The sequence below is a fragment of the Chryseobacterium sp. MA9 genome (assembly GCF_024399315.1).
GTDB lineage: Bacteria > Bacteroidota > Bacteroidia > Flavobacteriales > Weeksellaceae > Chryseobacterium.
On the sequence record NZ_CP075170.1, the window covers coordinates 628883 to 652554 of the forward strand.

The 23672-nt window shown below is 36.5% G+C and carries 21 protein-coding genes; 18 read left to right on the forward strand and 3 right to left on the reverse strand.

Annotated features, from left to right (window positions below; translation table 11 throughout):
* Positions 1-114 precede the first annotated feature (114 nt).
* The 9 genes from KIK00_RS02855 to KIK00_RS02895 all read left to right on the forward strand — a co-directional run bounded on the left by KIK00_RS02855 (position 115) and on the right by KIK00_RS02895 (position 9498).
* Positions 115-783, forward strand: a complete 669-nt coding sequence (locus KIK00_RS02855) for an ABC transporter ATP-binding protein (RefSeq protein WP_255815050.1) — start codon at positions 115-117, stop codon at positions 781-783.
* Between the two features lie 82 nt (positions 784-865).
* Positions 866-1378, forward strand: a complete 513-nt coding sequence (locus KIK00_RS02860; RefSeq protein ID WP_255815051.1) for a murein L,D-transpeptidase catalytic domain-containing protein — start codon at positions 866-868, stop codon at positions 1376-1378.
* Positions 1379-1408: 30 nt separating this feature from the next.
* Positions 1409-2086, forward strand: coding sequence for a DNA repair protein RadC (radC, locus tag KIK00_RS02865; protein ID WP_255815052.1), 678 nt, complete (start codon positions 1409-1411; stop codon positions 2084-2086).
* The gene (locus KIK00_RS02870) at positions 2083-2997 is read left to right on the forward strand and encodes a hypothetical protein (RefSeq protein ID WP_255815053.1); all 915 of its coding nucleotides are present in this window, start codon (positions 2083-2085) and stop codon (positions 2995-2997) included. Before radC ends, KIK00_RS02870 begins: the two co-directional genes overlap by 4 nt.
* Before the next feature lie 72 nt (positions 2998-3069).
* Positions 3070-4002 (forward strand): phytanoyl-CoA dioxygenase family protein, encoded by a 933-nt coding sequence (locus KIK00_RS02875; RefSeq protein ID WP_255815054.1) that lies wholly within the window; start codon positions 3070-3072, stop codon positions 4000-4002.
* An 82-nt stretch (positions 4003-4084) separates the two neighbouring features.
* A complete protein-coding gene (locus tag KIK00_RS02880; protein WP_255815055.1) occupies positions 4085-5260 on the forward strand; it encodes a hypothetical protein in 1176 nt (391 codons plus the stop codon).
* A gap of 24 nt (positions 5261-5284) precedes the next feature.
* Positions 5285-5797 (forward strand): hypothetical protein, encoded by a 513-nt coding sequence (locus KIK00_RS02885; RefSeq protein ID WP_047375228.1) that lies wholly within the window; start codon positions 5285-5287, stop codon positions 5795-5797.
* Between the two features lie 17 nt (positions 5798-5814).
* Positions 5815-6426, forward strand: a complete 612-nt coding sequence (locus KIK00_RS02890) for an inorganic pyrophosphatase (protein WP_047375226.1) — start codon at positions 5815-5817, stop codon at positions 6424-6426.
* A gap of 339 nt (positions 6427-6765) precedes the next feature.
* Entirely contained in the window at positions 6766-9498 is a 2733-nt protein-coding gene (locus KIK00_RS02895; protein ID WP_255815056.1) for a sodium-translocating pyrophosphatase, read from the forward strand.
* A gap of 136 nt (positions 9499-9634) precedes the next feature.
* Here KIK00_RS02895 and KIK00_RS02900 read toward each other — a convergent pair whose 3' ends face one another.
* Positions 9635-10774: an aminotransferase class I/II-fold pyridoxal phosphate-dependent enzyme gene (locus KIK00_RS02900; protein ID WP_255815057.1), complete on the reverse strand. Its 1140-nt coding sequence runs from the start codon at positions 10772-10774 to the stop codon at positions 9635-9637.
* Between the two features lie 161 nt (positions 10775-10935).
* Here KIK00_RS02900 and KIK00_RS02905 point away from each other — a divergent pair, with 161 nt between their 5' ends.
* The 6 genes from KIK00_RS02905 to KIK00_RS02930 all read left to right on the forward strand — a co-directional run bounded on the left by KIK00_RS02905 (position 10936) and on the right by KIK00_RS02930 (position 16253).
* Entirely contained in the window at positions 10936-11976 is a 1041-nt protein-coding gene (locus KIK00_RS02905) for a M28 family metallopeptidase (RefSeq protein ID WP_255815058.1), read from the forward strand.
* A gap of 90 nt (positions 11977-12066) precedes the next feature.
* The gene (locus KIK00_RS02910) at positions 12067-12516 is read left to right on the forward strand and encodes a GNAT family N-acetyltransferase (protein ID WP_255815059.1); all 450 of its coding nucleotides are present in this window, start codon (positions 12067-12069) and stop codon (positions 12514-12516) included.
* Positions 12513-12875, forward strand: a complete 363-nt coding sequence (locus KIK00_RS02915) for a glyoxalase (RefSeq protein ID WP_255815060.1) — start codon at positions 12513-12515, stop codon at positions 12873-12875. Before KIK00_RS02910 ends, KIK00_RS02915 begins: the two co-directional genes overlap by 4 nt.
* An 11-nt stretch (positions 12876-12886) precedes the next feature.
* Positions 12887-13387, forward strand: a complete 501-nt coding sequence (locus KIK00_RS02920; RefSeq protein ID WP_255815061.1) for an endonuclease V — start codon at positions 12887-12889, stop codon at positions 13385-13387.
* A 151-nt stretch (positions 13388-13538) separates the two neighbouring features.
* Positions 13539-14714 carry an acetyl-CoA C-acyltransferase gene (locus KIK00_RS02925; RefSeq protein ID WP_255815062.1) on the forward strand — a complete coding sequence of 392 codons (1176 nt, stop codon included), beginning with the start codon at positions 13539-13541 and terminating at the stop codon, positions 14712-14714.
* A 228-nt stretch (positions 14715-14942) separates the two neighbouring features.
* Positions 14943-16253 carry a T9SS type A sorting domain-containing protein gene (locus KIK00_RS02930; protein ID WP_255815063.1) on the forward strand — a complete coding sequence of 437 codons (1311 nt, stop codon included), beginning with the start codon at positions 14943-14945 and terminating at the stop codon, positions 16251-16253.
* A gap of 100 nt (positions 16254-16353) precedes the next feature.
* Here the strand turns inward: KIK00_RS02930 and KIK00_RS02935 are convergent, their stop codons facing one another.
* Positions 16354-19695, reverse strand: coding sequence for a DEAD/DEAH box helicase (locus tag KIK00_RS02935; RefSeq protein ID WP_255815064.1), 3342 nt, complete (start codon positions 19693-19695; stop codon positions 16354-16356).
* Between the two features lie 134 nt (positions 19696-19829).
* Here KIK00_RS02935 and KIK00_RS02940 point away from each other — a divergent pair, with 134 nt between their 5' ends.
* From KIK00_RS02940 to KIK00_RS02950, 3 genes are all read left to right on the forward strand, one after another.
* Positions 19830-20627 (forward strand): SDR family oxidoreductase, encoded by a 798-nt coding sequence (locus KIK00_RS02940; protein ID WP_255815065.1) that lies wholly within the window; start codon positions 19830-19832, stop codon positions 20625-20627.
* Between the two features lie 77 nt (positions 20628-20704).
* Positions 20705-21619 carry an AraC family transcriptional regulator gene (locus tag KIK00_RS02945; RefSeq protein ID WP_255815066.1) on the forward strand — a complete coding sequence of 305 codons (915 nt, stop codon included), beginning with the start codon at positions 20705-20707 and terminating at the stop codon, positions 21617-21619.
* Positions 21620-21823: 204 nt separating this feature from the next.
* On the forward strand, positions 21824-22984 hold the full coding sequence (locus KIK00_RS02950) for an MFS transporter (protein ID WP_255815067.1): 1161 nt from the start codon (positions 21824-21826) through the stop codon (positions 22982-22984).
* 282 nt (positions 22985-23266) lie between these two features.
* On the opposite strand, the gene KIK00_RS02955 is transcribed toward KIK00_RS02950, so the two are convergent.
* The gene (locus KIK00_RS02955; protein ID WP_255815068.1) at positions 23267-23656 is read right to left on the reverse strand and encodes a hypothetical protein; all 390 of its coding nucleotides are present in this window, start codon (positions 23654-23656) and stop codon (positions 23267-23269) included.
* Positions 23657-23672: the final 16 nt, after the last annotated feature.

The window sequence follows — 23672 nt, forward strand, 5'->3', positions numbered from 1 at the left end:
GAAAAGACCTATATAAATGGATTAGGAAAATCTAATCGTAATAAAACTAAAATAAAATATAAACCGCTTCAAAAAGCGGTTTTTTATTTGGAGGCAATTTACTATTTTTGAATCATGATTAAAGCAAGAAATATCCATAAATCTTATGGGAATTTAGAAGTACTGAAAGGAGTTGATATTCATATCAAAATAGGCGAAGTGGTTTCTATTGTAGGAGAATCAGGAGCAGGTAAATCTACGTTACTGCAGATTTTAGGAACTTTGGATCATCCAACCCAATCAAACAAATATGATACTGAAATTGAAATAGCAGGAGAATCATTTATTAATATGAATGATAAACAGCTTTCAAAGTTCAGAAATCAGAATATCGGTTTTGTATTTCAGTTTCATCAGCTTCTTCCGGAGTTTACAGCGCTGGAAAATGTACTGCTTCCAACAAAAATAGCCGGAGCTAATGAAAAAGAAGCACTTGAAAAGGCTTATGCTTTATTTGAAGATTTAAAAATAGAACAAAGATTACAGCATAAACCCAATCAGCTTTCAGGTGGAGAAGCGCAAAGAGTAGCTGTGGCGAGAGCTTTAATCAATTCACCCAAAATTATTTTTGCGGATGAACCAACGGGAAACCTGGATTCCAAGAACGCAGATGATCTTCACAGGTTGTTTTTCGATCTTAGAGACAAATACAACCAAACATTTGTCATTGTTACCCACAATCCAAATCTCGCAGAAATCACAGACCGAAAACTCGTTATGAAAGACGGAATGATTATAGAATAGAAGTATATAATACCAGATAATGAAACACTTTATTTTTCTTTTTATAATTTTAATTTCCTGTTCAAAAACTGAATCACAGCAGTTGAATTCACGACACGTGCCTCAGGAAAAAATTTTAGAGATTAAAAATTATATTAAAGGAAAAGAGTATAATCAGGATCTGGCTGTTTTTATCAATTTTAAGATACCTTCCGGAAAATACCGTTATTTCATTTATAATCTGAAAAATAATACCATTGTACAGCAGGCTGTCGTATCCCATGGTTCAGGTTCAGTCATTCCAAAGTCAGATGCTTTAAAATTCAGTAATGTTGAAGGTTCCTATCAGTCATCTCTTGGAAAATATGTCATTGGAGAAAGCTATATAGGAAAGTTTGGTAAAGCTTACCGGTTAAAAGGCCTTGATTCTACCAACAGCAATGCAATGCAAAGGGCAATTGTCCTTCATTCTTACGGATGTATTCCGGATGTAGAATCTCAGACTCCGGCATGTTTAAGCTTAGGATGTCCGATGCTTTCGGTGAATGCTCTTAAAGAAACAGCAAAATATATTGATCCATCTGCAAAACCGGTGATCTTATATGCTTTTTATTAATCGATAATATTCATTATAATTTATTTTTCCATGGCCATAAAACTCCTTGCTGAAGATGACAGACCCAGAGAAAAGTTTTTACAGAAAGGTAAGGGCTCCCTTTCTGATTCTGAACTGTTGGCTATTATTATGGGAAGTGGAAATAGAGAAGAAGATGCGCTGGAACTGGCACGGAAAATTTTAGCCTCTGTCAATAACAGCTGGCACCAATTAAGTTTACTTTCTGCTAAAGATCTGATGAAATTTAAAGGAATCGGAGAGTCAAAAGCCGTTTCGATTATTTCAGCTTTAGAGATCGGAAGAAGGAGAGCAGTACAGGAAATTCCTGAGAAAACTATCATTGGTAACAGCCATGATGCTTATGTGGTTCTTAGAAACCAGCTTTCAGATCTAAGAACAGAAGAATTCTGGGCTATTTTACTGAATAGTAACAATAAAGTGATTCATGTTTCACAATTGACTCAGGGAGGCATAAGCCAGTCTATTGTAGATGTAAGAACTCTATATAAAACAGCGCTGGATCATTTTTCAACAGGTATTATTATTGCCCACAACCATCCCTCCGGAAGTCTAAAACCAAGCCGGGAAGATATCAATATTACACAAAAAATAAAAGAAGCAGGAAATACATTAAGTATTCAGCTTTTAGACCATATTATTGTCACGCAGGATTCCTATTTTAGTTTCTCGGACTCAGGATTATTATGATTAGAAGATTGAAATACCATGAAATTGATTTTGCAAAATATGCTCAATGTTTAGAAAACTCCGAACAAAGAAAATATTCTGCTACAAAAGATTTTTTAGATACAACTTCTACAATGCCATGGGAAATTCTGGTTTATAAGGATTATGAAGCTGTGATGCCTGTACCTTTTGTAAGAAAATATGGGATGAAAATTGTTCATAATCCGAAACTTTGCCAGCAACTTGGTATTTTTTCCACTAAAGATGATGTTGACCTTAATGAGGCTTTTTTAGAATATCTGGAAAAAAATTACATGATCAGGGCCTATCCGTTCAATGATGTAAATCAGCTCCGAACGAAGATCAGAATTAAGAAGAACTTTTTATTGTATCCTGATGCTTACGAGAAAGTACGTACCAATTATTCCCCCAAAAGAAAAAGAAAACTTCGTTTAAATGAAGAAATTTTAAGAGAATCAGAAGTTAAAACAATTTCTTTTGACAAAGCAAAGACTTTTATAGAAGCCAACACGATAGGACTGAGCAAAGACAATGATTTGTCCGAATTCATGAGGATTTTTGAAAGTTTTCATAAGTTGGATTACCTGAAGTTTACGGCTTTTTATTATCAAAACAAGATTGTCAACGTAATTGCTACTTATACGGATTGTAATATGGTAGCACTTTTGGGTAATTTTAATGATAAAGATTACGTCAAATTATCAGGAGCATCAGTGCTGATTGATACTGTTATTAAAGAAAATATCGAAACTCATATTTTTGATTTTGAAGGAGGAGAGCTACCTAATATTGAAGAGTTTTTCAGAGGGTTTCGTCCGGAATTAAGACCTTACGCAATTATTGAAAATTCAAAAAAGAACCTCTTTAAAAAATTAGGTTACCTTATAATGAGAAGGAAGCCATTTTTATGATGAAAAGCATTGTTTAGATTGGTTCTAATTAAGTAATATTCCGTAACTTTATAAATCCTTAGTAAAACAGCTATGTTACAACAGATTCGTCAGTACAAACTATCATATATGCTTTATAACTTGTTTAAAAAAAATAAGTTAAAACATAATATTCCACTGTATAAAAAATACGGTATTAATAAGAGCTATTTTTCAAGTATTTCGAGTAAAGATTTTGTTAATCTTCCTGTCAGCGATAGAAAGGTAGATTATGTAAAACTTGCAGAAACTCCTTTTTTTAAGAAACTGACGGGAGAAAATAGAGAAAGTGCTCTTCAGTATGACGATAATGGGTATATGATTCTGAGAAACTTCCTGACTCCGGAAACGGCTGATCAAATCAATACAGAAATTGATAAGCTCATGGAGGATGGTACACTGAAGTTTATTTACGGAGGAAAACTGATGTTTGCCATTCATCATTCAGAGATTATTAAAAACATTGGAAGTGACAAGGAACTGCTGGAATTTTTATCTGTTTTACTGGACGGAAAATCCAAACTCTTTCAAAGTATCAACTTCATCAACGGAAGCCAACAAAAAACACATTCGGACAGTATTCACATGACGACTTATCCTTTGGGAGGATTACTGGGAGTATGGATTGCCCTGGAAGATGTAGATGAAACGAATGGTGCTCTTCATTACATTCCTAAGAGCCATAAATTGCCTTATTTCCTTAATTCTGATTACGATAACGAAGGTACAGCCTTGAAAATCGGTAAGAAAAGTTACAGAGCTTATGAAACATTCCTTGAGGATAAGGTAAAGGAACTGGGATTGAAAAAAGAAGTCTTTAAGGCAAAAAAAGGAGATCTATTAATATGGCATGCGAATATTCTTCACGGTGGTGAGCCTCATACGGATAAAAACAGAACAAGAAAGAGCCTTGTTTATCACTTCTTTGATGAAAATAGCGTTTGTTATCATGAAGTGACCCAAAGACCTGCATTGTTTGAATTGTAATCCTTTATCATAAAAGCTTTTTTATAAGAATATAAGTTTCAATGATAGTTTTTTTACATTTGTATACTTATAATATCAACAAATGAAAAAAAGGGAAAATATTCTTGTTTTTATATTTTCAATCTATGTATGCTTTATGTCATACTACCTATATACCAACCATTATTACAATACTGATATGGAAGCCTATATGGGACTGATTTATAAAACAGAATATCCCGAAATGAAAATTGAAGAGATTCATCAGAAAGTATATGATGAACTGCGGGAAAAGAATCCTGATTTTGCAGGATTAGGACCTGTAGACCCAATGGTAAAAGAAGTGGCGAAGGGCGAAAGTACTTATTACAAAATATTATCACAAAATCCTAAAGCCTATGAAGAAGAATTACAGCTTTTTGTAGTAAAACCTTTTTATAATTTCATCAATTGGTCGTTCTTTAAATTAGGTTTCAGTGCATCTGCTTCCAACTCTTTAATTTCAATTATTTCTTACGCCCTGATTCTTATTCTGATTTTCAGTTTTTTGATAAAAATTCTGAAAAATTATAGTCTTGCTTTTATCATTACGATTTTAATTTCTCTGTTCAAACCCTTTCAGGAGTCGGGCAGACATGTCTCTGCAGATTCTTTATCATGCCTGTTGCTTCTTTTGAGCTTCTATGTATTCTTAATAAGAAGAAATTTCTTTCTTGCTGGTATCTTTGCCATGCTGTGTATTCTTACAAGACCGGAATATTTTATTTTTTATTCTTTCCTGTATGGCCTTATTTATCTTTATAGAAACAAGCTTCAGGTGAAAACAGCTTCATTATTGATATCATACGGATATCTGTTTCTTTCTTTCTTTTTAATACAGATTTTTAATCAGGTTTCATGGTCTACACTCTTTATGAATCAGTTTACTAAAGTGCAGATTTATCCTGTCTCACAGCCTGATCCGTTTTCTTTTTCAGATTATTTTCACTTTATTAAAAGTAATATAATGTTGGAATTCAACGCTTCCTATTTTCCGGTTCTGTTGATTTTTATCGTCATTATTCTGGCTAATCACTTTTCATTCCATAATAAAAAGAATCAGGCCCAGGTTTTGTTTTTTGCAATTATTTATGTAACGGTCATGCTGAGATTTTTGGTTTTTCCGTCTTTGGTAAATAGGATGATGCTAGGCTTTTATCTCGTAATTATACTGGCATTAATTTATATACAAAGTTCTAGAGTGGATATATTTAAAAACTCTTTAGAAGACGGAAAATAATTAGTAATTTTGCAGTCTAAAATTATGACGAGTCTTTCAGGATATCTACCGTATGCATTTGCATTGATTATTGCAATTCCTTTTCTGGTTTTGCTCAGACAATTTGTACACTCGTACATTACCCTTAAAAATCAGGAAATCAAACTACTCACCGTGAAGTCTAATTCTGAGAATAAGGCACATTCTTACGAAAGAATGACCCTGTTTCTGGACAGAATGAAACCATCAAACCTTATCCAGAGGTTTGATAGAGAACTAGCCGTTCATGAATTTATTTTCCTTACCGAAAAAACAATTAATGAAGAATTTGAATATAACTCTTCACAGCAGTTATATATCACAAAAAATTCATGGAAGAATATCGTAGATTCTAAAAATGCGATCATAGAATTGCTTCACAAGACATATGATGGATTGAAAGGAGAGGTTCAGCTGGATGAGTTCAAAACGATTTTCATCATGAACTACATGGAAGGCAACGATTATATAGTTGAAACAATAGAAGACTTAAGAAAAGAAATTTTAATAATAACTTAAAAAATAACAGATAAATAATGATTCCAAATTTTAAAGCACATCCATGGCACGGAATTTCTGCAGGAGAAGATGCGCCAAATGTTGTAAACGTATTTGTGGAAATTGTTCCTTCAGATACTATTAAATATGAAGTAGATAAAGAAACTGGATACTTAAAAGTAGACAGACCACAGAAATTCTCTAACATCATTCCTGCTTTATATGGTTTTGTTCCTAGAACATACTGTGATAAGGAAGTAATGAGACTTGCTGTAGAATCAGGAGCTACTGATGTTACAATGGGAGATCATGACCCTCTTGATATTTGTGTTTTAAGTTCTCACAACATCCATGCAGGAGGTTTATTGATGGAAGCTATTCCAATTGGAGGTTTTAAAATGATCGACGGAGGTGAAGCTGATGACAAAATCGTTGCAGTAATGATTAATGACCACGCTTTCGGACACTTCAGAGATATTTCTGAATTGCCAGAAGCTGAAGTAAAAAGATTAATGCACTACTTCCTTACGTATAAAAACTTACCGGATGAGCCTGCAAAATGCAGAATCCAGGAGGTTTACGGAGCTGAGCACGCAAGAAAAGTGATTAAAGCTTCTCAAACAGACTATGCAGATAAATTCGGAGGATAAAATTCTCTTAATTCAATACAACAAAAGGGTAAACAGATTTCTGTTTATCCTTTTTTATTGATATAAAGTAAAGCTCTTTCAGGAAATTACAGACGTTAAGCAAGCTTTTTTATTCAATTATTAAATCTGAATAGTTGAAATTATTCAAAGAATTTTCATTCAGATAAATTCTCTGAAACCTTTATTCAATACCGTTTTTTCACAGATTTTGACCCACATTATTTCATTGCAGAATTATGATTATTTTGGATGATAAACATCATACTGTTAAGTTTTTTAATGCTTTGATGGTAATTATTTATTATATTTAATTTTCTATTACCAAAAAAATATTAAACTATGGATCTATTTGTGTTAGTGCCAATTTTTGGTGTCGTAGCGTTACTTTATACATTTCTTCAGAGCAACTGGGTAAATAAACAGAATGCCGGAAATGAAAAAATGAAAATAATCAGCGGCCATATTGCAGACGGTGCAATGGCTTTTCTAAAGGCTGAATATAAAATCTTAATGTATTTCGTGGTGATAGTCGCCATTTTACTTGCCGTAATGGGATCAAGCAATGCTAACTCACATTGGAGTATTGGAATTGCTTTTGCTGTAGGGGCTGTATTTTCCGCATCAGCAGGCTTTATCGGAATGAAAATAGCCACCAAAGCCAATGTCAGGACAGCAGAAGCAGCAAGAACTTCGCTATCGAAAGCTCTTAAAGTATCGTTTACAGGAGGTTCTGTTATGGGAATGGGGGTTGCCGGACTTGCTGTTTTAGGATTAGGATCACTATTCCTGATTATTAAGCAGATTTTTGCACCTGATGCCACAGTAGATTCTCTTGAAATGGAAAAGACCATTGAAATTCTTACCGGATTTTCTTTAGGTGCAGAATCCATAGCACTTTTTGCAAGAGTAGGAGGTGGTATTTATACAAAAGCGGCAGATGTAGGTGCTGACCTTGTAGGAAAAGTAGAAGCCGGAATTCCCGAAGATGATCCCCGAAATCCTGCAACTATTGCAGATAACGTAGGAGATAACGTAGGAGATGTAGCGGGAATGGGTGCCGACCTTTTCGGATCTTATGTCGCAACGGTTCTGGCAACTATGGTATTAGGTAGAGAAACTGTTTCCGATGATGCCTTCGGAGGTTTTGCTCCAATCCTTCTGCCGATGCTGATTGCAGGAACAGGAATTATATTTTCAATGATCGGAACTTTGTTTGTGAAGATTAATGATAATGAAGGCTCATCCACTTCCAGTGTACAGAATGCTTTAAATCTTGGAAACTGGGGAAGTATTGTTATTACAGCCATTTCATCTTACTTCTTGGTAACTTATATCCTTCCTGAAAAAATGGTTCTAAGAGGCCATGAGTTTACTAAAATGGGAGTATTTGGTGCTATAATGGTAGGATTGGTTGTAGGGACTTTAATGAGTATTATTACAGAATACTATACAGCAATGGGTAAAAGACCCGTTTCCAGCATTGTAAGACAGTCTTCTACGGGACATGCAACAAATATTATCGGGGGGCTTTCCGTTGGTATGGAATCTACTTTACTTCCGATTATCGTATTGGCAGGGGGGATCTATGGATCTTATCTGTGTGCCGGACTTTATGGAGTTGCTATTGCAGCGGCAGGAATGATGGCTACTACTGCTATGCAGCTGGCGATTGATGCTTTTGGGCCTATTGCTGATAATGCAGGCGGTATTGCAGAAATGAGTGAACTTCCCAAAGAAGTACGTGAAAGAACAGATATCCTGGATGCTGTAGGAAATACAACGGCAGCTACCGGAAAAGGATTTGCAATTGCTTCAGCAGCGTTGACAGCATTAGCATTATTTGCCGCTTTTGTAGGAATTGCTGGAATTGACGGAATTGATATTTACAGAGCGGATGTTTTGGCCGGTCTATTTGTTGGTGGAATGATACCGTTTATCTTTTCATCATTGGCAATCACTGCGGTTGGACAAGCTGCAATGGCCATGGTAGAAGAAGTAAGAAGACAGTTTCGTGAAATTCCTGGGATTTTAGAAGGAAAGGCACAACCTGAATATGAAAAATGTGTTGCCATCTCTACAGATGCATCTATCAGAAAAATGATGCTGCCTGGTGCTATAGCGATCATTTCTCCACTCTTAATCGGATTTATTTTCGGTCCTGAAGTGTTGGGAGGATTTTTGGCTGGTGCTACGGTATGTGGTGTTTTGATGGGAATGTTCCAGAATAATGCAGGAGGAGCCTGGGATAATGCTAAAAAATCATTTGAAAAAGGGGTGGATATTAATGGGCAGACCTATTACAAAGGTTCAGAACCACATAAAGCATCTGTAACAGGAGATACAGTAGGAGATCCTTTTAAAGATACTTCCGGACCGTCCATGAATATCCTGATCAAATTAATGTCCATCGTTTCTTTGGTAATTGCACCTACTTTAGCAGTATTGCATAAAGATAAAATCGAAGCCAATAGAAAGGCAAAGATTGAAAGCCTTACCGGAGTATCTGCGGCTACAGCAGCTGGCCATACAGATCTTACAACAGTTCCGGTTTCCCCTGGTGTAGTTCAGGGGCATCTTAATGAAAGCGGTGACTTTGTGTATGAAACAGGAAATATTCAGAAAATTAAACTGGATGGTGGAAAAACAATTGCTATAGGAGATGGAAGTCAGCTTTACCAGCTTTATAATGTGGTGAAACAAAAAGATAAATCTGCCTTAGACCCTAATAAATGGTACACGATTGAAAATCTTTATTTTGAAACAGGTTCCAGTGATCTGAAAGCAGGTTATGAGCTACAGTTGAATACTTTAGCCGAAATCTTAAATGCATATCCTGACCTGAAAATAAAATTAGGTGGATATACAGATAACAGCGGTAATGAAGAAAGCAATCTTCAGCTGTCTAATTTAAGAGCACAAACAGCAAAACTTAAATTACTGGAGCTGGGTGTTTCTGCAGACAGAGTGGAAGCTGAAGGATATGGTTCACAGCATCCAGTATGTGAAGCCAATGACACTGATGAGTGTAAAGCAAAAAACAGAAGAATTGATGTAAGAGTTCTGGCTCTTTAAAATCATTAAAATATAAGAAAAGCACCGCCTTGGCGGTGCTTTTCTTATTATATTTATAAAACTTAGCAAAGAAAATAAAATAGCCACAATTATCTGTAAAAATCTGTGTAATTCGGGGGGGAAATACGTGAAAAAATCAAAGATTCCTTTTTAAATGTTCCAAAGCCTGGATAATCAGTTCATCCTTTTTAGCAAAACTAAACCTTACATAATCAGAATTCTGTCTTGAATTGTAAAAAGCCGAAAGTGGAAGGCAAGATACTTTTTTCTCAATCGTAAGCCATTTTGAAAACTCTACATCAGTCATTGTTGCGGAAATATTCCTGAAATTAACGATCTGGAAAACACTTCCTTCCGCCTGTTGCTCTACTTGCAGGGGAGTTTCCTGAATCAGCTGATTAAAAATATCTCTTTTATTCTGCATTATTTCTTTATTGATGGCCGGATCAAATACATCCAGATACTTTGCAATAGCATATTGCGCCGGAGCATTGGCACTGTAAGAAATATACTGTTGATGGCATTGAAACTTTGCGGTTAAAGCTTCGGAAGAAAGCATATAACTGACTTTCCATCCGGAAGTATGAAACATTTTACCAAAAGAAAAAATACAAAACGTCTTTTCCCTAAGCTCAGGATGTATGAAAGAACTGTAGTGTTCAGTTTCGTCATAGCAGTAAGTATCATATATCTCTTCAGAAATCAAATAGATATTACGGTCCTTAATTAGCTCATATAACTGATCCCAGTCTTCCTTTTTCCAGACTTTTCCGGTTGGATTTTGGGGAGAATTTACAATGACGGCTTTAGTTTTTTCAGTAATACAGTTTTTAAACAAATCCCAGTTGATCATAAAATCACTGCCAAGATCATAATAAACAGGAATTCCTCCATTCATGACAACAGCAGGTCCATAAGTGTAATATGACGGTTGAATAATAATCACTTCATCATATTGATTTATAATTGATTTGAGGGAAGTATATAAAGCAAAGGTTGCACATGGAACAATGGTAGTTTCCTTAGCTGTAACAGGAATTCTGTGAGTCCGTTTTGCATTGAAACGGATGATACTTTCGATCAGAATAGAATTGCCGGCAAGAGGTTCATAGTGATAAGTGTCTTTTTCGGCAGCTTCTTTTAAAAATATTTTAAGTCGTTCATCAATATCAAAATCAGGAAGCCCCAGAGAAAGATCAAAGCTTCCGTGTCTGGTTGCCAGTTCGGACATTTCCGTAAAAAAGGAATAATGAGTAAATCCGTAAATTTTATCCATTTATTTTTGTATTGTAATCAAATATAATAAAAAATTAACACCACAATTGGCTTTGTGTTGAATTATTGTCAATTTTAGAATGGATAACATATGATTTTGTGATTTTGATCCCTCATGTTGGGTTTCAATAAAAATTGTTACTTTTAAGAAATTTATTCTTTATGAAAAAAATACTTATCCCGTTATTTGCCATGGCTGTAGTGACTAGTTGTGGAACGGCAAAAATACCTGAGGGGGATTCTTCACATCCTGTTTCTACAAAACACAGCAAGGCATTCAACAATGCATACAAGGTGATTAACGCTGAGGATTTAAAGAAAAATCTGTATGTCATAGCAGCAGATGATATGGAAGGACGTGATACAGGAAGTAAAGGACAGAAGAAAGCGGGAGAGTATATGATTAATTACTATAAAAATCTTGGTATTTCCGGACCTAAAGCATTAGGCTCCTACTATCAGAAAGTTCCATCTGAATTTATGAGAAAGAGAGGTGGAGGCAACCTTCCTGATTCTGAAAATATTTTAGCTTTTATCGAAGGAAGCGAAAAACCGGAAGAGATTGTTGTGGTTTCTGCACACTATGATCACGTAGGAACAAAAAATGGAGTAGTATACAACGGAGCAGATGATGACGGAAGCGGAACTGTAGCTGTAATGGAAATAGCCAAGGCATTCCAGCAGGCTAAAAAAGCAGGAAAAGGGCCTAAAAGATCGATCCTTTTTCTACATGTTACAGGCGAAGAGCACGGATTGTTTGGTTCAGAATATTATTCCGAAAATCCTGTTTTCCCATTAGCCAATACCGTTGTTGACCTTAATATTGATATGATAGGGCGTGATGATCCTGCCAACAAAGGAAAACAATATGTGTATGTCATAGGTTCTGAAATGTTAAGTTCTCAGCTCAAAGTAATCAATGAAGCTGCCAACAAGAGAACCAATAATCTGGAACTTAATTACAAATACGATGATTTGAATGATCCCGAACAATTATACTACCGTTCAGATCACTATAATTTCGCCAAACATAATATTCCTGTAGCATTCTTCTTTGATGGTATTCATGAAGATTATCATAAACCAACGGATGATCCTGAAAAGATTGATTATCAGCTATTGGAGAAAAGAACCCAGCTTATTTTTACAACAGCCTGGGATATTGCCAACAGGGAAGAAAGAATTGTGGTTGACAGAAAATAATCAGAAAATTTAAATTACATAAGGAATCCTTGACAAGGATTAAGAATAAAAATATTTTGCGCCTTTGCGCTTATCAACAAAACAATCACCATGAACATAGTAATCCGAGAAGCAAGGCCAGAAGATATTCCACAGATTCAGATCGTAAGAAATTCTGTGAAGGAAAACACATTGTCAGATCCAGGTTTGGTTACAGATAAAGACTGCGAGGAATTTCTTTTTCATAGGGGAAAAGGATGGGTATGTGAGGCAGAAGGTCAGATTGTAGGCTTTTCCATTGCTGACCTGAAAGAAAACAATATCTGGGCTTTGTTTGTACATCCTGACTTTGAAAACCAGAGAATCGGCAGAAAACTTCATGACATCATGCTCAACTGGTACTTTGAACAAACAAAAGACGATCTATGGCTTGGTACTTCACCCGGAACACGGGCTGAGAATTTCTACAGAAAATCAGGATGGAAGGAAACAGGAACCCATGGAAAAGGAGAGATCAAGTTTGAAATAACCTATGAACACTGGAAAAATAAAACAGTATGACACCGAAACTAAAATCCATCAGACCTTTTATCGGAGCACAGAATTTTGAAATCAGCAGAAACTTTTACAGAGATCTCGGATTTGAAGAAGTTGTTCTGGAGTCCAAACTATCGCTGTTTATGCGGGAAGAAGTAGGCTTTTATCTTCAGGACTATTATACAAAAGATTGGGTTGATAATACCATGATCTTTATGGAAGTGGCCAATACAGATGAATTCTGGAAGGAGCTTTTATCTTTAAAGCTTACAGATACTTATGAGAATGTAAAGCTTACTCCTGTAAGAACCATGGAGTGGGGAAAAGAATGCTTTGTGCATGATCCTTCAGGGATTTTGTGGCATTTCGGTGAGTTTTTTTAAGGGAATAGAATATGATTTACGCATTTGATACTTATTATTATGAGGATTATGCCAATACCGTGTGTATTGCATTTGAGAACTGGACGTCTGAAAAAGAAGTGGAAGTTTTTATAGAGCAGACTGCTGTGAGTTCAGAATATGAAAGCGGGGCATTTTACAAAAGAGAATTACCCTGTATTTTAAGTTTGCTAACGAAAATTACACTAAAACCGGAAGATATTATCATTGTTGACGGATATGTTACTCTTGACAATGACGGAAAAATAGGCTTAGGCGGACACCTCTACGAAGCATTGGAAGAAAAGTGTCCTATTATTGGAATCGCAAAAAATGAATTTACAACTCCGGATTCCCAAAGGAGAAGTGTATTTCGGGGAGAAAGTAAAACACCACTTTTTGTGACCGCCAAAGGAATGGATGTAGATGAAGTTCAGTTGAAAGTAGAACAAATGCATGGTATTTACAGAATGCCAACGCTGCTTAAAAAATTGGATCAGCTAAGTAGAACATAAAAATTAAGGTCTTACTGTAATAAGTAAGATTTTTTTTAAACTTTCAATATACCAATCGGTATATTTTAATTATCTTTGTATTAATCCCTTGTGAAAGTAAAGGGAATTTTTTTAATTATAAATATACCGATCGGTATTAAAAGTAATTCAAATGAAAGAAGTATTCATATTAGCTGCAAAGCGAACTCCAGTGGGTGGTTTTATGGGAAGCCTGTCCGGACTTACAGCTCCTCAGCTTGGAGCAGTTGCAATTAAAAACACTTATGAAAATATCGGATTGGCTCCGGAGCTTATAGACAGTGTGTATATGGGAAATGTACTCAGTGCCGGACTGGGCCAGTCTCCTGCAAGACAGGCCGCTATTTTTGCAGGAATTCCCGTAGATAAAGATGCAACAACAGTAAACAAAGTCTGTGCTTCCGGAATGAAGTCGGCAATGATTGGTGCTCAGCAGGTTCAGCTTGGTCTGGAACATATTGTGATGACCGGTGGCATGGAAAGTATGAGCAATGTTCCTCATTACGTTAAACTTCGTCAGGGAACAAAATTAGGAGATACCAGTCTTACAGATGGCGTGATCAAAGATGGTCTGTGGGATGTATACAATGATTTCCATATGGGAAGTGCAGCTGAATTGGGTGTGAAAAAATATGGATTAACACGGCAGCAGCTTGATGAATACGCTTTGCTTTCCTATCATCGGGCTCAGGAAGCAACGAAAAACGGTAAGTTCAGCAATGAATTGATCCAGATATCAATTAACGGAAAGAAAGGGCCTATAATCGTAGATAAAGACGAAGATATCGACAAACTTATTCCGGAGAAGATTTCTCTTTTGAAGCCGGCATTTGAAGAAGATGGTACACTTACAGCCGCTAATTCCAGTAATTTGAATGACGGAGCTGCAGCAATATTATTAGGATCTTCAGAGGCTCTACAACAGCATAATCTTAAGCCCTTAGCCAGAATCATTGCATATGCAGATGCGGCTCAGTCCCCGGAATGGTTTACCACTTCTCCGTCTATTGCCATTCAAAAGGTGCTGAAACAAACAGGTCTCAGTTTATCCGATATTGATTATTTCGAGATTAATGAAGCGTATTCCTCAGTGATTTTATCCAATCAGCAGATTTTGGGTTATGACCTTAATAATGTAAATGTTTACGGTGGAGCGGTTGCTCTTGGACATCCGATTGGTGCTTCAGGAGCCCGGATTATAACAACTTTAGTCAATGTGCTTCTTCAGGAACAAGGAAGATTTGGAATAGCTGCTATCTGCAATGGAGGAGGTGGAGCATCTGCTGTTCTTATCGAAAATGTAAGTTAAAACGGATAAATCTCATTCTTTATAACAAAAAGATCTTTCTTGAGTAATAATTGAGAAAGGTCTTTTTTATTTATAACATATTGATTATCCATTAGTAAATTGGATTATCCGATAAAAATTATTCTATGGTTAATGACCTGTTTTCACAAAACTGACAAATATCATTACGTTGTTATTTTTATTAATTCTAAATAAATATAAATTTGTCTCAAGAAATTAAACTAAAAAATGAAAAAAATAACTACTTTTTCTAGCATTGTGCTTTGTTCACTGGCGAATGCTCAATTGCAATATTGCATGCCTTCATTTCAGTATGGAGCAGACAGTAATATGATCAGTAGTGTTACTTTCGGAAACATTAATAATTCATCATCAGTTTCGTCGGGAAATGCACAAATTTACGAAGATTTTACTTCCATATCTACAGATTTGCAGTCTGGAAATTCTTATCCGATATCAGTGAAAGGTCCTTCCAGTACATTTCCGAGTGATATAGTTGTTTTTATAGACTTTAATCAGAATGGTAATTTTGACGATGCAGGAGAAAGCTTTTATATCGGAAGACTTGAAGCAGCCAATCCAGCCAATGCTTTTACAATCAACAGTACAATAATGATTCCTGCAAATGCTTCCAGTGGGAGTACAAGAATGAGGGTACTCAAGAATACAAATGTTCAGGCTTATTCTGATCCTAATGCTGCCAATTCTATCAGCACAGCCTGTGATTCAGGTTTAAGAGCAGGGCAGACTGAAGATTATACCGTCAATATTGTAGGAAATACAACTAATTTCCCAGCTCCTTACTGTGGTGCTGAAAATGTGACCAGCCTTACGGTAAGCGAAATAAGTAAGGTAGAATTTGCAGGAACTGTAAGAAACAGTGCTATTGATGGTAATTCAGATGTTCTTGAAAATTTTACGGCGACTGTTTTTACTGTAAACCGCGGAAATAATTATCCTATAACGGTAACAGGAGGTACTCAAGGACAAAATACCGTATCTGTTTATGCTTACATTGATTTCAACCATAATAATCAGTTTGATGCTGATGAAAAGTTTAATCTGGGTTATCTGGACAATTCCAATCCGGTTACTACGACAGAATCAGGAATTACATCCGGTAATATTACAATTCCGGCAGGAGCACAGCTTGGAGAAATCCGTTTCAGACTGGTGAAAGCCTATGAATCAAATTCATGGATGGGAACTTTGGAGAATCTTCCTTGCCCTTCAGGATGGTTTATCGGGCAGGCGGAAGATTATACGATTGATATTCAGCCGGAAAGTCTTTCAATAATGGAAGTTTCCAAAGATGCTTCAGCCAGTGTTAAAATATATCCGAACCCGACAGCAGATTCGGTAACAATCAGGATGAAAGAAGGGTTGGAGAAATATGAAATTTACAATATGTCCGGTCAGAAAATATCGGAGGGTAGCTCGATGACAGTTTCTATGGACAATTTTATTCCTGGAACATATTTTATTAAAATCCTGACAAAAAATCACAAAACAGTCACAGAAAAAATTATCAAAAGATAGACACATCATATCTAAATCATATCCATATCAATTTTTGTTTTTTAATCGACAGGTCGTTTACCTGTCGGTTTTTTTATGACAAAGAACTTAAAATATTCTATTACGATCCGGATTCCAATAAATCCATAAGATCCTGTTTAGAGAATCCCTGAAGTTTCTTTCCGTCTGTAGTGAGCAGATTCTGAGCCAGCTGCTTTTTCTTTTTCTGAAGCGTAAGAATTTTTTCTTCCACAGTATTAGAACAGATCATCCTTACAGCAATTACATTTTTGGTCTGTCCTATACGGTAACTTCGGTCAATAGCTTGGTTCTCAGCCGCAGGGTTCCACCAGGGATCTACAAGGTAAATATAATCAGCCTGTGTTAGATTGAGTCCAACACCGCCAGCCTTTAAGCTGATCAGAAATACCCGGATATCATCATTTTTCTGGAAATTCGCTACTCTTTCTCCTCTGTCCTTAGTCTGCCCTGTAAGATATTCAAACTGAATATTGCGGCGTTCCAGTTGTGTTTTTATCAAATCCAGCATTCCGACAAACTGTGAGAAGACCAGGATTTTATGATCTTTTGATTTTCCAAGGATCTGTTCCATCAAAATCTCGATTTTTACAGCATTTTCACCGGAATATCCCTCTTTCATCAAAACAGGAGAATTACAGATTTGTCTGAGCCTGGTAAGTCCCGTAAGAACATGCATGCTGTTTTTGTTCAGGTCATCATCATCATTGGCTGCAATAAACTCGCGAAGCTCTTTTTCATAAGCGTCATAGATTTTGCGCTGTTCTGCATTCATTTCACAGTAGATAACCGTTTCTGTCTTTTCAGGAAGCTCTTTAGCCACCTGTTTCTTGGTTCTTCTGAGGATAAAGGGCTTTATCTTTTGCTGAAGCTCTACCGCCCGTTTACTGTATTCGAATTTATCAATAGGAATAGCATAAATGTCTTTAAAATACTGTTTGCTTCCTAAAAGACCCGGACAAGCGAATGAAAGCTGGCTGTAAAGATCAAAAGTGCTGTTTTCAACAGGAGTACCGGTAAGTACAATCCTGTTTCTCGATTGAAGCAGCCGCGCCGCTTTATATCTTTCCGAGTTCGGATTTTTAATGGTCTGCGATTCATCCAGAAACACATAATTGAAATTAAAATTTTTCAGAAAACGAATATCTGAAAGAAGCATCCCATATGTGGTAAGGACTACTTCATAATCAGACATATGAGCGGTTGTCTTTGGCCGGTCTGCACCATAATGAAGCAGAACTTTTATAGAAGGTGCAAACTTGCTGATCTCGTCCTGCCAGTTGAAAAGCAGGGAAGTGGGAACTACAATAAGATTGGAGGTATGACCTCGTTTTTCACGCTGTGACAGAATGAAAGCAATGATCTGAATGGTTTTCCCAAGTCCCATATCATCTGCGAGACACCCTCCGAAGTTGAATCCGTCAAGAAAATTAAGCCAGTTCAGTCCTTCATGCTGATAGTCTCTGAGCTCAGCGTTCAGTTCAGCCGGGATATTGACTTTGGGAATGTTTTTTACTTTTGAGAACTTAGTGGAATATGTGGTGAGTTCCTCCTGAACCTCCTGGCTCAGGATTTCCTTTTCAAATAATGAGGTAATTTCTGTAAAATTGATTTTTGGAATCTTTAAGAGCTCTTCGTCAATTTCCCCTGCATGAAAGTAAGCTGCAATCTTTCCGATCCATTCTTCAGGGAGAATTCCCAGACTGCCATCGTCCAGCTGAACAAATTTACTTTTATTCCGGATCGCTCGGTGAAGCTGTTTTAAAGAGGCTTCTTTAGGACCAAACCCCACTTTTAACTTAGCATTAAACCAATCCAGTCCACTGGTAATCTGAATGTTGATTTTAGCCCGGTGGGAATTTAATTTATTGTTTTTTATTTCATTAAAGCCCAGTATAGTTACCCCTTCATTCCTCCAGATCTCAAATGCATCAAGAAACCAGTTGTTATCCAGGAACTTATCCCTGTGAAGATAAAAATACTGATAGCCGTCCATCTGCTCTTCAAAATCAGGATGCTGCTGCATGATCAAAGAAGTAAAGCGGGCTTCTAACGATTCATTTCTCTCTATTTTAAAGGGATTTCCATTCTGATCCGTATCAAAAAGCTGCTTCCGGGAATAGACAGGAACTTCTACGTCTCCGTATTTCATTACCGGTGTGATTCCTATATAATTTTCCTGCTGGCTGAGATAAACGACTCTTTCAGTTTGATAATTTTTATATTCAAGCTGTACTTTTGTTGCGGGTTGTATGTAGCTGTAATTTATGTGAATACGTTCTTCAACGGCAGAGAGAATATTTTGCATAAACGCTTCGTATTTTGAAGAATGGATCAGTAAAATCTCATTATTTGCCTTAAAGAATCTGATGATTCTGAGCATGTCAGGATGGTCTACAAAGCTGAAAGTGTTTCTGTTATAAACAAAATATTCATTTCTGAGTACAATATTTTTGAAAGGAACAGAAATATCATTAAACTGTATTTCTCCTGTTATTTCGTAAAACGGATCTTTCTTAAATACAGATAATTGAACCTCGGCATCTAAAGTATTCAATTCAACTTGAGAAAGTGACTTTGCGGAAACTGTTTCTGCAATTTCCCGGTCGTGATAATAGACTTCCAGCTGCAAAGGATTGTGTACAATAAGCTTTAAAGCTTCCAGTTCTGAAGGATTGTAATCTTCATTGTAATTATTCTGGAAAGAGGTGATGGCTGTATAAAATTTAATGTCTGCAGGTTTCTCTGCTTTCCAGATCAACTGCATGGCATCTACAGAAGTCACAGGATTTTTAATCTTGCCTGTCTGAGTTATTTCCGCTTCCATCAGGGAGAAGGTCATGTGATTATAATAACGGTGCTTACCGATAACCAATATCTGTTTTTTTCCTGTTTCCAGTACAGCCAGTTCATCCAGTCTGGAAGGAAGCTGAGGAAGAAGATTTCTTTGAAGCATCACCTCATCTACAGGAAGCATTTCCTTGATCTTAGGAAGAATTTCAACTTTATGATCCCTGTATTCAATCTGAAAATATTGATCCAGGTCCGGCTCATTTTCCAGTCCATATATCTTGGCTTTAGAGAGAAGGACTTTTTTACGGAGAATATCATCAAAAAACAGGCGGTAATTTTTATCCTCAATAATGCAATGGATAATTTCTGCCTGATGGGAACAAAGCTGGTTTTTCTGGTTATCACAGGTGCAGGAGCAGAGTAATGAACTGCCAACCTTGCTGATGCTGACCATTGGAAAATCCTGTAATGAAGATTGCTTTGTAAATATTCCTGTATTGTTTTCAATAGCAGCCGGATAGATCTCACGGAAATCCCTGATTCCGATAAATGCACTGTCTGAGGTATGTTTCAGTAGGTCATATACAGAAAGTGTACTGATATTGATGTTGTCAAGAATATATTCTGCCATAAAAATAGATGGAGACAAACTTACAAAAAACAAATGTATTTAAGAATCCGTTTTGGCTACAGCTTACCCCATTTTGGCAACTCCTGCGTTTCTTTTAATGCTGAACTTTGTCCTATAATTTTAAACAAAGAAAAATGAAAACAATTTTTATAACAGGTGCTTCTACAGGATTAGGAAAAGCAACTGCCCAATTATTTCAAAACAATGGATGGAGAGTAATCGCTACCATGAGAAACCCTGAAGCTGCTGCTGATCTTGCAGGTTTAGAGAATGTAACTGTACTTCCATTGGATGTTACCAATCCGGAGCAGATAAAGTCAACTGCTAAACAGGCTCTTGAGCTGGGGGATATTGATGTGGTTTACAATAATGCAGGATATGGCCTTATAGGGCCTTTGGAAGCTCTTACGGATGAGCAGATCGTAAAGCAGCTGGACACGAATTTATTAGGGGTTATACGTGTTACACAGGCATTTATTCCTTACTTCAGAGAACAGAAAAAAGGAATGTTCATTTCTACAACGTCTATAGGAGGACTGGTTGCATTCCCGTTGGGTTCTACTTATCATGCTACCAAATGGGCGCTTGAAGGATGGAGCGAAAGTTTAGCTTTTGAACTTAATACTTTAGGAATTGATATTAAAACAGTCTCTCCAGGAGGAATCAAGACCGATTTTGTAAGCCGCTCTCTGGACTCAGCATCCAGCCCTGCTTATGAAGAGATGACGAATTCTCTGTTTTCTAAAATGGAAGGTATGATGGAAGCTGCTTCTACACCGGAGCAGATTGCAGAAGTGGTGTATGAGGCTGCTACAGACGGCAAAAAACAGCTGAGATATGTAGCAGGAGAAGATGCTAAAGCGATCTATGCACAGCGCCTTGAGCTAGGTGATGAAGCATTCAGAGAGCAGTTTGGCAAACAGTTTATTTAGTCAGGTTTTTGGAAGACAGTATAAAGTAAATCACATTTATACTGTCTTTTACACCAAATAATTTATAATTTTATATCATGGAAAAGAAAGATAACATTCCTCTGAAAATTTCATCCATATCGGAACTGCACGATATGCTGCAGCTTTCTAAACCGCTTCATCCGTTGGTAAGTCTTGTGGATAATACGAAAATGAGCATTAAAAAGGATATGCTGAAGAGAAGCTTTATCCTGAATTTTTATAAAATTTCATATAAATATTCTACTGTTGGAAAAATGGGTTATGGACAGGGATATTATGATTTTAATGAGGGAGGAATGATGTTTACAGCACCTGGGCAGGTTCTTTCCACTGATGAAAATGCAGAATATTGCGGTTATACTTTACTGGTGCACCCGGATTTTATCAGAAGTTATCCTTTAGCAAAGAATATCAAAAACTTTGGGTTCTTTTCTTATGATACGAATGAAGCGCTGCATTTATCGGATCAGGAAAAAACAACGATAACCGGATTGCTTGATCATATTGGAAATGAACTAAATACGGCCATAGATGAAGTAAGTCAGGACGTTATTGTTTCTTATATTGATGTTCTTCTCAATTACAGTAACCGTTTTTATAAAAGACAGTTTATCACAAGAAAGGCTGTAAATAGTGATCTGTTGACCAAAATGGATGTTGTGCTGGAAGATTATTTTAATCAGCAGGAAACATTAAATAAAGGTCTTCCTACAGTAGAATTTCTGGCCTCAACACTCAATCTTTCTCCTCATTATCTGAGCGATATGCTTCGCAATCTGACCGGACTGAATGCCCAACAGCATATTCATGAAAAACTGATTGAAAAGGCGAAAGAATATCTTACCACTACAGGGTTTTCTGTATCTGAAGTAGCTTATGCCCTGGGATTTGAGCATCCACAGTCATTCAATAAACTGTTTAAAAAGAAAACGGATAAAACACCTCTGAGTTACAGGCAATCATTCAATTAGATAGATATCACCCGGCTAAATGCTGGGTGTTTTTTTGTTCTGTAAATAATAATTTATAAAAAGAAAAAATGCCAGATTTTAAGCAAGCACAACTACATTCTTGCCTATTGGTTAAAATGGAACATAAAAATGACAAAAACGGACTAGATTTTAATGGGTGTGCCTATTTAAATTTGCAAAAGGAATTTTTATTACCCTGCTATAATGAATGAGAAAGAATCTTTTAATGCAAAAATGCCAACAGCCTGTTTTTTACTTTTCTTTGCCCATGGGCTTGTTTTTTCTTCCTGGGCGAGCCGGATTCCTATCATTAAAACTGCACTTTCTATCAATGAAGCACAACTGGGAACGCTTTTGCTTCTCATGCCGATAGGACAGCTTTCAACAATGGTTTTGGCCGGAAAACTGATCAGTGTGTACGGAAGCAGCGGGATTATTAAAAGAGTTTTTTTACTATATCCTTTTTTTCTTTTGTTGATCGGTTTATCGCCTTCTTACTGGACGCTGGCGGCTGTTCTGTTCTTCTTTGGCATTTCCGGGAATATGTGCAATATAGCGGTCAATACGCAGGCAATTGAAATAGAATCTATTACCAAAAGATCTCTTCTTTCTTCCTACCACGGAGCCTGGTGCTTTGCAGGTCTTACGGGGGCTGTAGTTGGTCTGTTGATGATCAACCTTCATGTAGGAACTTTTTACCATTTTGCTGTTATTTTTATTCTGGTAGGAATACTTTGGCTCTACAGTAAAAGAAATCTGACCAATATTATCCACAAAGCAGAACCGCAAACCCGTTCAATATTCAAGGCTGTGAATCCTACACTGGTTGGTTTGGGAATTATAGGATTTCTGAGTATGGCGATTGAAGGTGCTATGTTCGATTGGAGCGGGGTTTATTTTCAAACTATAGTTAAAGCTCCTGAAAACCTTGTTATACTGGGGTATACAAGTTTTATTTTAATGATGACTTTAGGTCGTTTTATCGGGAACAGGATCATTGAAAAATATGGAAAAAAGATTGTTCTGCAATGTTGTGGAATATTGATGAGCGGAGGACTTTTTCTAAGTGTTTTCTTCCCGGAACTGTGGATATGTATCATTGCTTTTATGATTATAGGTCTTGGAAGTTCGCTAAGTGTGCCGTCCGTTTACAGCACAGTTGGAAAAGTGAGTACGATAGCACCAAGCATTGCATTATCATTTGTATCCAGCATTTCGTTTTTAGGATTTCTGATGGGGCCGCCTCTTATCGGATATATTGCTGAAAGTTTTGATCTCAGGTATTCATACGGCCTTTTTGCCTGTTTTGGGATTTTACTGGCGGTTATGGCCGGACAGATGAAAGTATTCAGAAATAAAAATTAAAAGTTTACAGGTCGATTTTGATATCTGTCAGGAGATTTTGACATTTTCTGGTTCATTATTGTTGGTTAATCTTGCATTTCAAAAATACTGTTTCTAAAAACTCTTTATCTTTATTAGAAAAGCCGATGTCAGTGCCTTCATGATTCCGAACTTTGAAAGAAAAAACTTCTGCGATTGTATTTTATATTCCCCGTGGTCTGATAACCAAAAGAATTCAGCTATTAAAATTATACAGCCCTGGGTATCTAAGGATAAACAGGGCTGTTATAAAATTATGAATATTTATATCCAGTTTTCTATGAGATGAAGCCACAAAGCCTTTTCTTCATTGAGCAGAAAAACTGCTGATGATTTTCTTTTGGTTGTCGTTTCTCCCGTAACCTGTGTTTCAACATAAGTGGCAAGCCCATGATACTCAGAATGATTTATTTCTATATTCTCAACCTGAATATTTCGTTCCGGAAACTTTCCAAATACAGTTGGCAGCCAGTCTCCAAACATAGGTAGAGTAACAGTATCTCCGTTTCCATTAATCATCTTGAAATCTGGAGAGAATCCGGATAATAATTCCTTATAAAGACTTTTCTGATTTTCTGTTTTGCCTTGAAACCATTTTTCAATATTCCTGTGAAATTCTTCAATTTCCCAAATGATCTTTTCTGTATTGTTCATAATTAAATGTATTATA

Excerpts from the sequence above, each read along its gene's own strand:
- KIK00_RS02875 (WP_255815054.1), top strand. The coding sequence starts at position 3,070 with ATGTTACAACAGATTCGTCAGTACAAACTATCATATATGCTTTATAAC.
- KIK00_RS02910 (WP_255815059.1), top strand. The coding sequence starts at position 12,067 with ATGAACATAGTAATCCGAGAAGCAAGGCCAGAAGATATTCCACAGATT.
- KIK00_RS02915 (WP_255815060.1), top strand. The coding sequence starts at position 12,513 with ATGACACCGAAACTAAAATCCATCAGACCTTTTATCGGAGCACAGAAT.
- KIK00_RS02925 (WP_255815062.1), top strand. The coding sequence starts at position 13,539 with ATGAAAGAAGTATTCATATTAGCTGCAAAGCGAACTCCAGTGGGTGGT.
- radC (WP_255815052.1), top strand. The coding sequence starts at position 1,409 with ATGGCCATAAAACTCCTTGCTGAAGATGACAGACCCAGAGAAAAGTTT.
- KIK00_RS02950 (WP_255815067.1), top strand. The coding sequence starts at position 21,824 with ATGAATGAGAAAGAATCTTTTAATGCAAAAATGCCAACAGCCTGTTTT.
- KIK00_RS02870 (WP_255815053.1), top strand. The coding sequence starts at position 2,083 with ATGATTAGAAGATTGAAATACCATGAAATTGATTTTGCAAAATATGCT.
- KIK00_RS02930 (WP_255815063.1), top strand. The coding sequence starts at position 14,943 with ATGAAAAAAATAACTACTTTTTCTAGCATTGTGCTTTGTTCACTGGCG.
- KIK00_RS02945 (WP_255815066.1), top strand. The coding sequence starts at position 20,705 with ATGGAAAAGAAAGATAACATTCCTCTGAAAATTTCATCCATATCGGAA.
- KIK00_RS02855 (WP_255815050.1), top strand. The coding sequence starts at position 115 with ATGATTAAAGCAAGAAATATCCATAAATCTTATGGGAATTTAGAAGTA.
- KIK00_RS02880 (WP_255815055.1), top strand. The coding sequence starts at position 4,085 with ATGAAAAAAAGGGAAAATATTCTTGTTTTTATATTTTCAATCTATGTA.
- KIK00_RS02935 (WP_255815064.1), bottom strand. The coding sequence starts at position 19,695 with ATGGCAGAATATATTCTTGACAACATCAATATCAGTACACTTTCTGTA.
- KIK00_RS02895 (WP_255815056.1), top strand. The coding sequence starts at position 6,766 with ATGGATCTATTTGTGTTAGTGCCAATTTTTGGTGTCGTAGCGTTACTT.
- KIK00_RS02955 (WP_255815068.1), bottom strand. The coding sequence starts at position 23,656 with ATGAACAATACAGAAAAGATCATTTGGGAAATTGAAGAATTTCACAGG.
- KIK00_RS02890 (WP_047375226.1), top strand. The coding sequence starts at position 5,815 with ATGATTCCAAATTTTAAAGCACATCCATGGCACGGAATTTCTGCAGGA.
- KIK00_RS02940 (WP_255815065.1), top strand. The coding sequence starts at position 19,830 with ATGAAAACAATTTTTATAACAGGTGCTTCTACAGGATTAGGAAAAGCA.
- KIK00_RS02885 (WP_047375228.1), top strand. The coding sequence starts at position 5,285 with ATGACGAGTCTTTCAGGATATCTACCGTATGCATTTGCATTGATTATT.
- KIK00_RS02905 (WP_255815058.1), top strand. The coding sequence starts at position 10,936 with ATGAAAAAAATACTTATCCCGTTATTTGCCATGGCTGTAGTGACTAGT.
- KIK00_RS02900 (WP_255815057.1), bottom strand. The coding sequence starts at position 10,774 with ATGGATAAAATTTACGGATTTACTCATTATTCCTTTTTTACGGAAATG.
- KIK00_RS02920 (WP_255815061.1), top strand. The coding sequence starts at position 12,887 with ATGATTTACGCATTTGATACTTATTATTATGAGGATTATGCCAATACC.